At 45.3% G+C, this 15191-nt stretch carries 13 protein-coding genes and 1 pseudogene; 3 read left to right on the top strand and 11 right to left on the bottom strand.

The genetic code is table 11. The annotated features are described in order from the left end of the window. The first annotated feature begins 36 nt into the window (after positions 1–36). Positions 37–561 carry a peroxiredoxin family protein gene (locus FM037_RS04340; protein ID WP_144044993.1) on the top strand — a complete coding sequence of 175 codons (525 nt, stop codon included), beginning with the start codon at positions 37–39 and terminating at the stop codon, positions 559–561. Positions 562–606: 45 nt separating this feature from the next. Here FM037_RS04340 and FM037_RS04335 read toward each other — a convergent pair whose 3' ends face one another. The 9 genes and pseudogenes from FM037_RS04335 to FM037_RS04290 all read right to left on the bottom strand — a co-directional run bounded on the left by FM037_RS04335 (position 607) and on the right by FM037_RS04290 (position 10571). Further along, entirely contained in the window at positions 607–1461 is an 855-nt protein-coding gene (locus FM037_RS04335) for a PA4780 family RIO1-like protein kinase (protein WP_144044992.1), read from the bottom strand. Between the two features lie 138 nt (positions 1462–1599). Continuing rightward, positions 1600–2013, bottom strand: a complete 414-nt coding sequence (locus FM037_RS04330; RefSeq protein WP_144044991.1) for a DUF3010 family protein — start codon at positions 2011–2013, stop codon at positions 1600–1602. A 136-nt stretch (positions 2014–2149) separates the two neighbouring features. Further along, on the bottom strand, positions 2150–3895 hold the full coding sequence (locus tag FM037_RS04325; protein ID WP_144044990.1) for a hypothetical protein: 1746 nt from the start codon (positions 3893–3895) through the stop codon (positions 2150–2152). A gap of 125 nt (positions 3896–4020) precedes the next feature. Next, positions 4021–4197: a hypothetical protein gene (locus FM037_RS28435; protein ID WP_185976954.1), complete on the bottom strand. Its 177-nt coding sequence runs from the start codon at positions 4195–4197 to the stop codon at positions 4021–4023. Positions 4198–4280: 83 nt separating this feature from the next. Continuing rightward, positions 4281–4997, bottom strand: a complete 717-nt coding sequence (locus FM037_RS04320) for a Gfo/Idh/MocA family protein (protein ID WP_144044989.1) — start codon at positions 4995–4997, stop codon at positions 4281–4283. A gap of 787 nt (positions 4998–5784) precedes the next feature. After that, positions 5785–5889: pseudogene (locus tag FM037_RS29125) on the bottom strand (phosphoadenosine phosphosulfate reductase); the annotation flags it as partial. A 267-nt stretch (positions 5890–6156) separates the two neighbouring features. Then, positions 6157–6927, bottom strand: a complete 771-nt coding sequence (locus FM037_RS04300; RefSeq protein WP_185977048.1) for a phosphoadenylyl-sulfate reductase — start codon at positions 6925–6927, stop codon at positions 6157–6159. Then, complete coding sequence (gene cysI, locus FM037_RS04295) at positions 6920–8653, bottom strand: assimilatory sulfite reductase (NADPH) hemoprotein subunit (RefSeq protein ID WP_144044987.1); 1734 nt, start codon at positions 8651–8653, stop codon at positions 6920–6922. The genes FM037_RS04300 and cysI overlap by 8 nt, the downstream gene beginning before the upstream one ends. Before the next feature lie 115 nt (positions 8654–8768). Next, positions 8769–10571, bottom strand: coding sequence for an assimilatory sulfite reductase (NADPH) flavoprotein subunit (locus FM037_RS04290; protein ID WP_144044986.1), 1803 nt, complete (start codon positions 10569–10571; stop codon positions 8769–8771). A 348-nt stretch (positions 10572–10919) separates the two neighbouring features. On the opposite strand from FM037_RS04290, the gene FM037_RS04285 reads away from it, so the two are divergent. Both FM037_RS04285 and FM037_RS04280 read left to right on the top strand, forming a co-directional pair. Further along, positions 10920–12326, top strand: a complete 1407-nt coding sequence (locus tag FM037_RS04285) for a MipA/OmpV family protein (RefSeq protein WP_229381081.1) — start codon at positions 10920–10922, stop codon at positions 12324–12326. A 141-nt stretch (positions 12327–12467) separates the two neighbouring features. After that, positions 12468–12734: a hypothetical protein gene (locus FM037_RS04280; protein WP_144044985.1), complete on the top strand. Its 267-nt coding sequence runs from the start codon at positions 12468–12470 to the stop codon at positions 12732–12734. Positions 12735–12808: 74 nt separating this feature from the next. Here FM037_RS04280 and FM037_RS04275 read toward each other — a convergent pair whose 3' ends face one another. Continuing rightward, positions 12809–13294 (bottom strand): TetR family transcriptional regulator, encoded by a 486-nt coding sequence (locus tag FM037_RS04275; protein ID WP_144044984.1) that lies wholly within the window; start codon positions 13292–13294, stop codon positions 12809–12811. Between the two features lie 451 nt (positions 13295–13745). After that, positions 13746–14570, bottom strand: a complete 825-nt coding sequence (locus FM037_RS04270) for a hypothetical protein (RefSeq protein ID WP_144044983.1) — start codon at positions 14568–14570, stop codon at positions 13746–13748. Between the last annotated feature and the right edge of the window lie 621 nt (positions 14571–15191).

Here is a 15191-nt window from a genome sequence, read left to right as displayed (position 1 = left end):
TGATATAACAAGCAATATACAGACTAGGTACTAAAGATGTTTAAAATGTCGTTCAAGCTTATCCTATTATCCATACTCAGCTTCTCCGCCATGGCGACCGACCTCAAGGTTGGAGATACTGCACCAAATTTCAGACTACAATCTACAGATGGCAATTTCTATCAGCTAAGTGATTACTTAGGTAAGCAGACTCTGGTCCTCGCCTGGTACCCCATGGCGAACACTCATGGCTGTACACTGGAGTGTCGCTCCCTGGTTCAGAAGGGGCACTTAATCAGGGAATATAACGCGGTCTATATGATGGCTAGTGTCGATGACTTAGAAGACAATCAAGATTTCGCCAAGAAACAGAAAGCCGATTTCCCCATGTTGAGCGATCCTACCAAGGAAACGGCAAAGGCCTACGATGTGCTAAATTTCGTTCGTGTCGCCAGTCGCGTCACCTTCTATGTAGGCAAAGATGGCAAGATCATTAAGATAGATGAAGATATTAATGCAGCAACGGCAGCAGAAGATATAGCCGCAAATTTGGAGCTGTTAGGGGTAGAAAAAAGTATTTAGTCCCTAGATAAAAGGTTCTAGTTCCTAGGAACTAGAACCTTTTATCTAACCTTCCTCAGCTTCGCGGATACGCTCTTTGCGTTCCTGCTCTTCATCGAAGGCCGCTTCAATTTCAGCGAGCACCGACTCGACATCCGCAGCTTTAGTACTCTCTTTAAACTTGCCTGTCAGTTCAGACTCAGAATTTAACTTACCCGACTCGAACAGAGCCCACATCTCTTTAGCATACTTGCTACTAAGCAGCTCAGGAGCATACTGACCATAATATCGGGTCATATTGTTCACATCACGTTCAAGCATGCGCTTAGCATTATTGTTTGCTGCTGCATCGACTGCCTGGGGGAGGTCTATGATCACTGGGCCATTACTGTCCAGCAACACATTAAACTCAGACAAGTCGCCATGAATAAGGCCGACACACAACATACGCTGTACATCTTTTATCACTGACTTGTGCTGCTCTAGTGCCTGCTCACGGGTCAAGGTGATGTCGTTGAGCCTTGGGGCTACAAATCCTTGATCGTCGGTGATCAGCTCCATCAATAGCACGCCATCGAAACAACCGTAAGGCTGCGGGACTCTAACGCCGGCATCGGCTAGGCGAAACAGGGCATCGACTTCGGCATTTTGCCAGGAGTTTTCCTGCTCATTACGGCCAAATTTCGAGCCCTTCTCCATGGCTCTAGCTCGGCGACTGTTACGGCTCTTTCTGCCTTCTCGGTATTGTACAGCCTGTTTGAAGCTACGCTTCTCGGCTTCTTTATAAATCTTGGCACAACGAACATCGTCGCCACAGCGGACAACATAAACATCGGCCTCTTTGCCACTCATCAAGGGGCGAAGGACTTCATCAACTAAGCCTTCATCGACGAGAGGCTGAATGCGTTTCGGTATTTTCATAGCGCCGTTATACCTTACTTAAGGCTTCGATGGAATATTAAAACAAATTTTCATGGGAACAAGATCATTCCAAAAACCAAACCCACGAACGTAACTTCTACAATTACAGTAACTTTTCAAAAACTTATATTATTTCGGCTAGTTTAACAGCTCAAACGCCAGATCATAAGCCTTACCTAAATCGACCGTTTTAGGTTTTAAATCTTTTAGGGTCGCAGTGCGTTTATCAGTCGCTCTCATTGTGGCAGGATGAACCAAGTCAACATTTATCATTGAGCTTGCCAATATAACCCCTTCCATCAGGAAGGTCCCTGCACCGCCGGCGCCTTGGCCCTTACTGGCACGCCTGTTCATCACGATTTTCTCAACTTGATGCTCGCCGCAATAAGCCTTAACCTCGGTAGCAAACTGGCTGACCTCTTCCCGGGTGGGATTCTTATTTAGCGCTAACTTGTTTATCTTAGCTGCCACCAGCTCATGGGATTCACGCGTACCACTCAGACTTACCATTCTCACTTCATTTGCTTTTAAAAACAGTCCAGCAATGACCACTTATTACCTCCGCCTTCTAATTTATTTATTACAGTTATCTTTAATGCCGTCTTTATATCGATTGCTATGACACAAAAAAGAGCCAGCAGGGCTGGCTCTTTTTTAGCACTTTATAATAACCTATTAGCGACTCGTATTACTCGCCACCGGGTGTCGCTTTACTATTCATGTATGAGTCAAAGACTATACCCTGGTCATTGATATCCAGGCCCATCTGCACCTGCATATTGTAATCTTTCATCATAGAAAACTCTTCCGGCAATGGTTCGCCAGTCATCTCAGCCAAGCTTAAGATCGGCGCAAACACCTTGCTATAATCCAGATAAACACTATACAAACCGTTATTGTCTAATTTTTCATCAGCCAGCTTATTAGCCACAGCTTCAGCCTTGTCTCCAGTATACAGGACTAAATGTTTGCCCTTCAGCGCCAGCTTAGGAGAGATGCCATATTCGGGCGGAAGTGGAAGCAATTGAGAAAGGTCAACAGGGCTACCATCTTGTGGTAATTGAATATTGGCCAGCTCAGGGGCGAAAGGCTTCACCATGTTAAACAAGATACTCGGATTATCTGCTGACAGGCTTATAATAGCATCGACACTCTCTAAACTTGGCTCACCCTCTGCGCCCGCGGCTTGCTCGGTAAACTTGTAATCAAGGAGTGCCGCACTCACGCCACGGACTCCATTCGCCATGCCGGTAAACATACCTAACATCGCAGGGTTTTGACCCGACATCTCTTGCTGAAACTCTTGTAAAACCTGACACTGGTATTGAGGTTGTAGCATCTCATCCCATACGGCAGTTAGTGAGGGAACCAATTGATTTAATTCTATGCCCAGACCCATGGAAAATACGCTATCACGACTGTTCTTCACGTAATCTGGAATGAAGCCACGCATGCTCTTAAGTGCATTCAGAAATGTCTGATTTTTACTCTCAATCACAGTAGAGAAATCCAGACTACTCTCTTGGTCTCCTATCGAAACACTATTCAAACCAAATACGGTGCGCGGCCAATTAGCGGCAATAGCCGTAAATTCACTATGGCACTCGGGAGTGCGAAGCTCCAACAATGGGTCTTCTCCCTCTTGAGCAAGAATCGCCGTCACCTGACGGGCCAGCTGATTACCATCTTTGGTAGTAATGGCCTTAACTAACTCTTGATGATTGACGAAACCGACAGCTTCATCGCTAAAACCGTGAGTTTTAATGATATCTTGTAATATCTTTGAATCCGCTAATGAAGGTGTCACGGGATTAATGCCAAGCGCCGTTTCGAGAGTATCTTCGGTAAGCATAGACGCATTTAAGGTGATCGTTAGCAAGCCATCTTGCTGTGAAAACAGTAACTCAATAGGTTCGGCATCGCCTGCATCTGTTAACGTATAAGAGCGATAAGATAGCCCTTTCAAGGTCTTCATTTGGTGACTGAAGCCACTGTCCTTTTCCGCCTTATCAAGCAGAGCCCAAATAGCCTCAGGCTTTTCGACGTCAAGTTTGAGTACAGGTAGCAGGCCTAGGGTGTAAAAATAACTTCTGATATCATCGGCTAGACCAAAAGTGGCCACAAATTTTTGGCCGCTCTCCATACTATCCATATAGGCCCGACTCAAGCTGACAAAAAACTTAGCTCTGGCATCATCAGACTGCTCTAACTCGGCAAACATATCCTCTGGATAGGTCTTGTAACTTTGAGACAATGAGTTGATATAAGACTTGATAGGGAAAGGCTTTAACTGACCCGAAAATATAGGCGTATCTGCAGGTACCGAAGCCAATACTTCATTAGACTGACTCGCTTCCTCTCCGGGCTGCTGGCTAAACCAATATCCACCGGCACCGACGGCAACCACAGCCGCAGCGATTAGTATTTTTTTCATTCATTAAACTCCATTTTATAGATCGAAATTTGTATTTTGGGGGATGTTGAAAACGCCCTGACATTAAAGTCTCTAATATACTATATATGCAGAGAAAAAGGTTCTCAAAAATAAGAAGATGGCCTTTAACAGCTTGAATTCAAGGTTTGTTCCACGACGACTTGAACCGCTAAGGCTTCCCCGAAACTCGCCAGCTTATTAGGTTTCCCGGCCATCATCTTGGCAACTTCATCCAGCTGTAATAAAACAGAACTCCCCACTTGACCTGTGTCGATATCACTCCAACGTTCCAAGGTTCTCATACTCAATTTATTCCAATCTGAAAATCTGATGGCGCGTCTATCGGTATATAAAGTCCATTCATTGGTGTCTGGTGCGACTCCTCCTATGCCACCACTGACTCTGATGGGAGATCGCCGCAGAGGTACTCGGCCATCACATAAGTTTCGCAGCCCCCTTTAACAAAGGAGATCTGACAGTTAGTTAGCTTCATCTCGCCAAACAGGCGATGCTGTAGAAATACAAAATGAGAGAAAACCTCACGAAGAAAACCGCCCTGCTCTCTTGAACTTAACCAGTTGGCCGCGCCAGCCTGCCAATGCCTCGGCCACTCGCTATAGTGAAACCTCATCTCTACTTGCCGAGCTTCTCCATGCTCAACCTCTTTTGTGAGTGATACTAATTTATCTAGAATTGGACTGCTGGCTAATGACAAATTAACGGCAGACATAACCCCGGAGGCCTCAACCTCTTCGACTAATATACCTGCTGCACTAAGATCTATACTGAGGGGTTTCTCGCACCATATTGCCTTTCCCTGAGTTAAGGCTAAACGACAATATTCAATATGGGATGCCGGAGGCGTGGCGATATAAACAAGATCGACCTGCTCGCATGAAACCAGCTCATTGGCCGATGCCATCAGCCTGATGTGTCTATATTCTGCTTTGGACATAAACTCAGCAGACACAGACGGCAAGGAAGGATCGAAGATGGCTACAACTTCAAACTCATTATGTGCCAACGCACCATCGACTATATATTTACCGATAGTATCAAAGCCAATCACTCCAATACGTATTCTCTTGATATTTACTGCCAAAAGTTACTCTCCATGTATGCTCTTCTAGGTTCTAGGTTCTAGGTTCTAGGTTCTAGGTTCTAGGTTCTAAAATAGATTACCAAATATGTTGGCTTAAAAAACAGAAGTAATGTTTGAATGAAGTAAATTCAGGAATGGACTGTGGTGAGCTTTAGAGTTCTGGACTGAGCCTGAATAGCCGCATCGGGCTATTCAAGGGCAACGGCTATTGATTAAGCAGGCGCTAACAAGCCAACCAAAACCACATATCACCTAATCACATAATCACATATAAAACAGGATACGTGAGGTGAACAGGCTCTAAAGGCCGTCTGTGACTTCTAGTGAGTATCATCACAGGGGTGACAACAAGCTCCAGGAAGATCTAAAAGTCATTGAGTCCAAAGTTAAACAACACAAATTAACAATGACTCCTATACAGAACAGCATTCTAAAACCATCTACGGGAACTCCTGACTATAGACTAGTTTTTTTAACTGTGCATAAGTTTGTGCGTAAAAATGTATTATTTACTAAAAATACAACGAAAGCACACCACCTTGATTATTTTCCCCGTAAAATTAGGTGGATGAGATCAAAATGACAAACCCCACTTACAGCCAAACAGTATTGATGTACCAGTACGAGCATGTGGATAAGCAGAACAAGAATCCTGAATACCACTAAGTTAATTATCACTGATAGCCAAATACAAAGTTGCAAATCCGTAGGCATAAAAAGAGCCAGATCAACTGGCCCCTATTTTGTTGTCGACTAAAACTAGAAATATAAAGCGAGAGACATGAATCTATATCTCAAAATGCAGTCCACATTCACGCTTGAGACCATTAAAACGCGTCTCCTCTTCACTCATACCCAGCTCTAATGGCTTACTGGAATGTGTATCACTAACTTAAACCATAACCTTGCTGCTATATCTCGAAGTGCTGACCACATTCACGCTTGAGACCATTGAAACGCGTCTCCTCTTCACTCATACCCAGCTCTAATGGCTTACTGGAATGTATATCACTAACTTAAACCATAACCTTGCTGCTATATCTCGAAGTGCAGACCACATTCACGCTTGAGACCATTGAAACGCGTCTCCTCTTCACTCATACCCAGCTCTAATGGCTTACTGGAATGTATATCACTAACTTAAACCATAACCTTGCTGCTATATCTCGAAGTGCAGCCCACATTCGCGCTTGAGGCCATTAAAACGCGTCTCCTCTTCACTCATACCCAGCTCTAATGGCTTACTGGAATGTGTATCGCCAACCGACACGTAACCTTGTTCCCAAAGTGGGTGATAAGGTAGGTCATGCTCAGTTAAGTATTCATGCACATCCTTATTACTCCAGTCTAAGATAGGTAAGATCTTATAGCGTGAACCATGAATAGCTAAGATAGGCAGAGCCTCTCGGGTACTGGATTGACTGCGGCGCAAGCCTGCAAACCAGGTGCCGACACTCAGTTCATCGAGAGCTCGCTGCATTGGCTCAACCTTGTTCATACGATTATATTGGTCTAAACCATCGAGGCCTTTCTCCCACAACTGGCCAAAACGCGCCTCCTGCCAGGCAGGGGTCATGGGTGAGGCGAATATCTTAAGGTTTAATGATAAACGCTCGCTCAGCTCATCGATAAACTTATAGGTTTCGGGAAACAGGTAACCGGTATCGGTCAAGATCACCGGGATACCCGGCTTCTCAGTACTGACCAAATTCAACATCACGGCACCTTGAATACCAAAACTCGACGATAACGCGTGGTTACCCGGAAGATACTTCAATCCCCAGACGACTCTTCGCTTAGGGGTCAGCTCTGTGAGGAAACGATTGATACGCTCAAGCTCACCCTTCTGCTCGACTGCCGGCGCGCTTAACAAGGCTAACAGCTCTTGTGCAGAAACCACTGATTCAACCTGAGTGTTTAATTCAGGCATTACTACTCTGTCCATGAAAATCCTTAGCGGCATCGATTACCGCTGCCACGACGCCTATGCGTACCGTGAAATTACCAAAGGTTTCGGCCTCTTCCCGTTCAGCCACGTATTTGGCGAACAAGCTATCAAGCTCAGATAAGATCTCAGCTTCTTGAATATTCTCGCGATAAAGTTTATTTAAACGTGTACCTTCGAAGCTCGCGCCCAGATATAGGTTATAGCGACCCGGCGCTTTACCTACCAAGCCAATCTCTGCCGCGAAGGGTCTTGCACAGCCATTAGGACAACCCGTCATGCGGATAACGATTCCTTGGTCCAGGAAGCCATGTTTCTCCTGCAATGACTCGACTTTCGTCAGGAAGTCCGGAAAGTAACGCTCGGCTTCCGCCATGGCGAGGGCACAAGTTGGCAATGCAACACAAGCAATTGAGCGGCCTCGGGTCTCGGTAATCAATTTCCCCATCAGACCATGGCTACGGGCTAAGGCTTCTATCTCGGCCTTATCTTCTTCGGCAACGCCGGCTATGATTAGGTTTTGATTAGAGGTCATACGGAAATCGCCCTTATGTATCTTGGCAATCTCTCTTAATCCGGTTTGTAGAGGCTGACTAGGGAGATCTTTGATGCGCCCGCCTTCGATAAATAACGTCAGGTGCCACTGGTTATCGACACCTTTTATCCAACCATAACGGTCGCCGCGATCGCCGATGACGACATCGCGCTTGGGCTCAAATTTAACTCCTGCACGCTTCTCTACCTCAGCCTTAAACACCTCATAACCATATTTGACTATGGTGTACTTGAGTCTCGACAGCTTACGGTTAGAACGATTACCCCAGTCACGTTGAACTTTTAATATCGCCTCGGCAAACTTCAATGTATCTTCGGCCTTAATAAAGCCAAAATCATCGCCAAGGCGCGGAAATGTCTGTACTTCGCCATGGGTAGAGCCCATACCGCCACCAGCCACTAAGTTAAAGCCGATAAGCTCGCCCTCTTCCGCTACCGCGATAAAACCCAAATCATTGGTGTATACGTCTACATCATTATCTGGTGGTACCGCAACGGCCATCTTGAACTTACGTGGCAAGTAAGTCTTGCCATATACAGGCTCGACATCATCACCTTCACTGGTGGCAACTTTGTCATCTCCCAGCCAGATTTCGGCATAAGCCTTAGTACGTGGCAAGTAGTTATCCGACAGCTTCTTGGCCCAATAGAAGGCCTGCTCGTGTAAGCGAGACTCTACTGGGTTTGGATTACACATCACATTACGGTTCACGTCACCACAGGCGGCAATCGAGTCCATTGCCTTGCTGTCCAGACTCTGGATCAAGGCTCTCAAGTTACGCTTAGAGATACCGTGATACTGAAATGTCTGACGCGTAGTCAAGCGTATGCTGTTAGAGCTGGTCAAGGTTGACGCTATTTCATCGACACCCAGCCACTGTTCCGGAGAACACACGCCACCGGCAACACGGGCGCGCAACATGAAACTATAGAGCGGCTCCAATTTCTGCTCTTTACGTTCATTTCTTAAATCACGGTCATCTTGCTGGTAAAAACCATGGAATTTAATCAGCTGCTGATCACCTTCACTAAATGATCCCGTAACAGCGGTATCTAAGCCTTCCTGAATTGTGCCTCTCAGAAAATTACTGTCGGTTTTAAGATGTTCATTGACTGATAATGGCTCTGCTTGCTCTACACTTTTATTCTCTGACATGGCTACCGCCTCACTCATCTCTTGTGCGACGCTCTTAATAGGCATCGCATCTTATATTAGGTTTAAACAGAAGATCTGATTACCGGGTATCCAGACCCGGCAAGACTTCTAAATATCAATAAACGTCTTTCTGATAACGCTTGTCGCTGCGTAATTGCTCAAAGTAGGCCTCGGCCTCCTCCTCGGTTTTCCCGCCAAACTTCACAGCGATATCCAACAAGGCCTGATGCACATCTTTTGCCATACGCTCGGCATCACCACAAATATAGAAATGCGCGCCAGACTCGAGCCATTTCCACAGCTCTTCACCTTGCTCGGCGATTCTGTGCTGAACATAAATCTTGTGAGCCTGATCTCTAGAGAAGGCTAAATCTATACGAGATAACGAGCCATCTTTCAGATATTGCTGCCACTCAGTTTGATAGAGAAAATCCTGCTCAAAATGTGGGTTACCGAAAATAAGCCAGCTATTGCCTTCGATACCTTGAGCCGCACGTTCCTGCATAAAGGCTCTAAACGGCGCAATACCTGTGCCCGGCCCCACCATGATTACTGGAGTCTCTGGATTTTCCGGAAGTCTGAAATGCTTATTAGGTTCAACATATACCTTAACTTCGGCTCCCTCTTGTGCTTGAGCCAGAAACTGTGAAGCGCCACCAAATCTTGCGGCTCCTTCACGTTCATCTTCGACTAAGGCAACGGTCAAGTGTACCTCTGATTCCACCTCGGACTGACTCGATGCAATGGAATACAGACGAGGTGTGATAGGTCGCAGCATGGCCAACAGCTGAGTAGAAGTTACTTCTGCGCTGTAAGTAGCCACTAGATCTGCTAGCTGATTATTTCGCACAAACTGACGAGTCAGCTCTTTGTCATCACTGATACTCTGCAGCTCGGCATTACCGCTAAGAGCGGCCCAATCTTTAATCAGACCTGGGTAAAGCTGAGTCAGCTCTTTCTTCTCGATTAACGCTTGCTTGAGAGATAACGCATCCTTGCCCACTGTTACAGCTTCATCGCCGTCGAGGGATAATTTAATCAGTAGCTCTTCGACTAAAGTTGCTGTATTAGTAAACCAGACTCCCAGCGCATCACCGGCTTGATAGCTCAGCCCTGACTCACCTAAGTCGATTTCGACGTGTCGTACGTCACGATCCGATCCCCGCCCTGTTAACTTCTGGCTCACGAGAAGCTCTGCTGTATAAGGTTTTTGCTTGGTGAACTCACTCACTACTGCGCCTGGTATGCCTGTACCAGATAGTGAAACAACACTCGCACCAGAGGTTTCGATCAACGGCTTAACGGCCTCTAAAACACTCTCTTGCCACAATTCAGAGGCAGATTCATAGTCGACATCACATTCAACCAGAGTCTGGAGTGGCTTAGCGCCTAATGCTGATAGGCGATCATCGAAGTCCTTACCTGTCTGACAGAAGAATTCATAACTCGAATCCCCCAGAGCCAACACCGAATAGTTTAGGTTTTCTAATTTAGGCGCTCGCTTAGATGCCAGGAATTTATACAATTCGATAGCATCATCGGGCGCTTCGCCTTCACCGTGAGTACTCACGACAGCCAGTAATATGGTTTCTTGCTTCAGTTGACGGACCTTGTAATCCCCCATGGAAGCAAGGTTAACGGCGTACCCTTGGGCTTGAGCCTTCGCTGCCAATTCGCTTGCAACCCCACGACCATTACCGGTTTGACTACCGTATAGTATGGTGATGGTTTGTGCCGGAGCGCTTTGAACGGCAGTTTCGCTACCAAGAAGATTGGATCCTTGCTCGGCGGTAGCAGATAAATATCCGCTCACCCACGCAAGTTGCACGGCACTCAGCTCAGCGGTGAGCTGCTTTAACTTATCCACCTGCCCTGTCGACAATGGCGAAGCGAGTGATGAAAGCTCTTTTAACAACATGGGTACGGCCCTATATCAGTGTAATGTCAGTTAGCTTAGCCCCTATAAAGAAAAGCAAAAAAGAATAAAATCTGATTTTTAATACCTTTTTGGAATATAGGACGGTTTATTATTGAACTATTGGGGCCAAGGAATCGATAAACAGCAGTATTTATAAGGATATTAACTTGAGTCACCCGGCTAGACCAAGACTGGATTATCTTCGATAGCCAGAGCACTTTTCTGAAGTTGAGGCGAAAATCAGTGATTGCATTCAGCATAGATACAGATAAGTTAAGAGATAATAAATCTTTTAACTTTCTGTTTTCATTTTATACTGACCAAATAAAGACCTCTAAAAACAACCCTATGAATAATCATTCTCAGCTCCAATCGTCATCACAGCTATTTGCACAGTCCCTTGCCCTAACTCTCACGTTATATAGCGGGCTGGCACTATCATCAGAGCACAGTGATCCAGAAGCGGTGCAACCAGATGAGCCGCTACCTAAGATCTATGCCACACAATTCCAAACGGAAACCTGGGGACTAGGAATAGGCGTAAGAAGGGGCGACATTCCCTTTGCTGTAGAAGATGACGAAGTGTACGATGTGCTACCACTGATAAAATACCGCAACGATTATTTCTTCATCAACGGCATGGAAGCGGGTGTGCACTTTTGGAAGAATGATGAGCATCAGGTTAACCTCTATACTCGCTTTCGTTTCGTCGACATACCCCAGGAGCTACAAAACGAGTCGCAATCTCAGGCCTTCGATTTCGGCCTACAGTATCGATTCCTCCAAGACGCCTGGGAGTTTGATGTCGCCTTCATGTCTGATTCGAATAAACGCAGCTACGGCTACACCCGAACCCAATATCATTGGGAGTATGGCAATTGGTATCTTAACCCCTATGCCGAGTTTCATTGGAAGAGTGCCGATTTTAACCAACACTATTACGGCTTAGATCAGTATGAAGCCAGTGGTGGGATTGAATTTAATGCGGGTATTAAGACCCGATATCATCTCTATAGCAACCTATACCTATTAGGAAAATTTGGTGTGGGTCGCATCGATGACGAGACGGTTAACCTACCGACCATGGATACTCAATATCAATTTGAATCCTTTCTCGGTTTCGGCTTCTTTCCAGATTTCAGTAATAAAAGCACTAAGAATAAGGCAACTAAGTCCGAATCGAGAGCCCCTAATAGCAGCGATAGTGAGTTTATACGCCTTGCACATGGTTGGGCCACGCCTTCGAACCTGAACGCCATTTTCTCCTGGCAAACCCAGACAGATCCCTATAATAATCAATTCACCTCTGTATTCTACGGTACGCGTCTCACCGAGACCTTGTTTAACTTTCCTATTGAGCTCTACTTCACACCAGGCTTGGTTTGGCACCACGACTCTCAAGTACAGAGTAATCTGGCCGAAGGCGTCATTGCCATCAAGGCCTTCTACACCTTCGAATTTGGCCCAAGATGGCGCCTGGGTGTCGCAGAAGGTCTGTCCTATGTATCAAGCGTCACCTATATAGAAGGCTCGGAGCTGGAAGAGAAAGGTTATAAGCCTTCCAAACTACTCAACTATCTGGATTTTTCCTTAGATGTAAATATGGGTGACCTATTTAATAACCGCGCCATGGACAAGATGTGGATGGGTTACAGCATACACCACAGATCCGGCATCTATGAAAAGAGCTCAGCCTTTGGCCGCATCGGTGGCGGCAGTAACTATCAGACCCTATATCTGCAATGGCATTTCTAATATAAAACAAACCAGCAATAGACGATTGGTTTATCTGGTATGAATCAAAAAACGCAAACCAGCTTGCATAAAATATCAGCATCTGGTTATATATTGCCAGATTCAAGAATATTCATGAGTGAGTAACAAGGAGTTGTTAATATGCAAGCATCGGCCATCAGTTCTTTCGCAGGTTTCGATGATAGAAGGATCACTCAGCCAAACATAAACCAGCACTGGCACAGACTATCTACAGCACAAAGATTCGCGTTCTATACCTTAGCAAAACTGGGCTATCAACTGTTATTCGTCAGGCAATCCAAGAACGAAAAGACAGCAGTGGCTAGGCAAGATGGCCAGCTGGTAACCATAGACAGTGAAGGTGATATCGACTTTAATCCCAGTCTGGTGTTACGTGAGAATAGATAATTAGAGTCTATAGATATTTTTAGACACAAAAAAGGAGCATCTAGCTCCTTTTTTGTGTCTGACTAAATTTTTTCTTATGCAGCATCAGCTTCAATACCATAGCCTCTGGAGAGCAATACCACGGCACTTCTTCCCAGCAGGTCATTGAATACGCCCTCCCCCTGTGGCCCCAAGTTTGATATTGCCGTATCTCTAGCCATATCGATCGCCTTAAACATGGTGATATCTTTACTCGAATAACCACACAGGCTAAAAAACAGACGCAAGATTGCACAGAAACGATGGCTTTCAATGGCTTTCATCCAAGATTTCTCTAATGCCGCTGATGTCGAAAAATCCAAGTCATTAATAAAGAGGCCTGCAATATTGGCATCTAATCGAATCAGGAACTCAGCTTTACGAGGAAAATGATGGCTGATGCCAGTGCGACTGATCCCGGTCGCCTCAGACAAGGTAGTATAAGACATGGACTCATAGCCGATCGATAGTACCTGCTGTAACGCCTCATCCAAAATCTGCTTTATGGTTTGTTCCGTTTGCGCTTTTGAACGTTTGGCCATGACAGCTCCCCCAATCTTGTTTCAGTACTTAGTACCCTAAAGTCCTGATAGATGCTATCAAACCAGATAGGCGAATACCTGAGTAACTCAGTTTATCAGCGAGATATCGGATACTTGTTCAGCTAAGGTTCAGCTTAAAAAGCGGGATTTACAGAATCATTAACATACTTAGCGCTTGTCGCCATATACTGAAACTTCTAACGATTTAAGCAAGAGAAGTAGAAGAGTAAGCAGGAAAACTCATCCAGAGTATCTCGAATCACTTGTTCAAATTAAGGCATTCAGCTTAAAAGTGGGATTTACAGAGTCATTAACATACTTAGCGCTTGTCGCCACATACTGAAACTTCTACCTATTTAAGCAAGAGAAGTAAAAGAGTAAGCAGAAAAACTCATCCAGAGTATCTCGAATCACTTGTTCGAATTAAGGCATTCAGCTTAAAAAGCGGGATTTACAGACTTTGCTCTTGTAGCCATAGATTGGCGCCATCTCTTCCGAGTAAACTCACTAAAGTCGACTCAAAATAGCGACGCAGGGCAGGCTTGCGCCAATACATATAGCTGGGAAGATGCAGCGATGCCTGAGTGCTGAAGCTTCTATGTATTAAGCTGGAGAATTCATCCAAAGTATCTTGGCTAGCTTGCTCGAGTTGAGGTAAAAAATCACCCATCAAGGCGTCGAATGTTTCAAAACGATTTAACTCCTCCAGGCTGTAGCGGCTTAATAGCTGAGATAATACAGGCACAGTCCAATGAGACATGAAAGACACATCTTTCATCACATCGATATTTCTTCTGTGATATTGCTGCCAGGCTAAATCCAATCTTAGTCTCTCTTTCGCCGAGCGCCAGACCAGATAGCAGTCCGCCACCCATTCATGTTGATAATCAGTCAATCCCTCCATCAGCCCCCTATCCACTAAATCTGCTGCTTGCAGATGACCGAGTTCATGCCATAGGGTCAATTTTCGTGGCTCAACTAAGGGAAAAGAATGCAGCTCACCAGAAAGATCCACCAATATGGTCTGCGGGATATGCGAGGGTGAAATTAAAATCAGGCCTGAGACTTGTGTGTCCACAAGAGGTAACACCATGGCGCCTCTTCGAGCCATTACGTGATTAAGGCCATCGATAGTTTGCGGCAATTGTTGCCTGACTTTAGGAGATAAGTTAGCCAAACAGGATTCCAACTCCGTCACCTGACACACCAGTGCTTGCTTCGCCCCAACATCGGTCCAATAAAAGCTAGCACTCAAAGCCAGTGCGAGCAAAATCACAGCTCAACCTTATTGTAGCCAATGATTTCAATGCTCAAATAGCCTCCACCAACCATAAGTTTAAATCTTACCAATTCGCCCAGAGAAACCTTCATAACACTCATATCTTAATCTGTAGAGCAGGCAAGTGAACCAGGCATGATTCCAACTCAGTTACCAGGCACACCAGTGCTTGCCTCCCCTCAACATAATCGGTCCAATAAAAGCTAGCACTCAAAGCCAGTGCGAGCAAAATCACAGCTCAACCTTATTGTAGCCAATGATTTCAATGCTCAAATAGCCTCCACCAACCATAAGTTTAAATCTTACCAATTCGCCCAGAGAAACCTTCATAACACTCATATCTTAATCTGTAGAGCAGGCAAGTGAACCAGGCATGATTCCAACTCAGTTACCAGGCACACCAGTGCTTGCCTCCCCTCAACATAATCGGTCCAATAAAAGCTAGCACTCAAAGCCAGTGCGAGCAAAATCACAGCTCAACCTTATTGTAGCCAATGATTTCAATGCTCAAATAGCCTCCACCAACCATAAGTTTAAATCTTACCAATTCGCCCAGAGAAACCTTCATAACACTCATATCTTAATCTGTAGAATTAATCTTCGATTGTACCCAACTTT

This window comes from Shewanella psychropiezotolerans (genome assembly GCF_007197555.1).
GTDB lineage: Bacteria > Pseudomonadota > Gammaproteobacteria > Enterobacterales > Shewanellaceae > Shewanella > Shewanella psychropiezotolerans.
Note: the sequence above shows the minus strand (reverse complement) of the source record. Positions and strands in the feature narration are given on the sequence as shown.

Coding starts and splice junctions, on each gene's coding strand:
- FM037_RS04275 (WP_144044984.1), bottom strand. CDS start 13,294: ATGGCCAAACGTTCAAAAGCGCAAACGGAACAAACCATAAAGCAGATT.
- FM037_RS04325 (WP_144044990.1), bottom strand. CDS start 3,895: ATGAAAAAAATACTAATCGCTGCGGCTGTGGTTGCCGTCGGTGCCGGT.
- FM037_RS28435 (WP_185976954.1), bottom strand. CDS start 4,197: ATGAGAACCTTGGAACGTTGGAGTGATATCGACACAGGTCAAGTGGGG.
- FM037_RS04290 (WP_144044986.1), bottom strand. CDS start 10,571: ATGTTGTTAAAAGAGCTTTCATCACTCGCTTCGCCATTGTCGACAGGG.
- FM037_RS04340 (WP_144044993.1), top strand. CDS start 37: ATGTTTAAAATGTCGTTCAAGCTTATCCTATTATCCATACTCAGCTTC.
- FM037_RS04300 (WP_185977048.1), bottom strand. CDS start 6,927: ATGCCTGAATTAAACACTCAGGTTGAATCAGTGGTTTCTGCACAAGAG.
- FM037_RS04335 (WP_144044992.1), bottom strand. CDS start 1,461: ATGAAAATACCGAAACGCATTCAGCCTCTCGTCGATGAAGGCTTAGTT.
- FM037_RS04285 (WP_229381081.1), top strand. CDS start 10,920: ATGAATAATCATTCTCAGCTCCAATCGTCATCACAGCTATTTGCACAG.
- cysI (WP_144044987.1), bottom strand. CDS start 8,653: ATGTCAGAGAATAAAAGTGTAGAGCAAGCAGAGCCATTATCAGTCAAT.
- FM037_RS04280 (WP_144044985.1), top strand. CDS start 12,468: ATGCAAGCATCGGCCATCAGTTCTTTCGCAGGTTTCGATGATAGAAGG.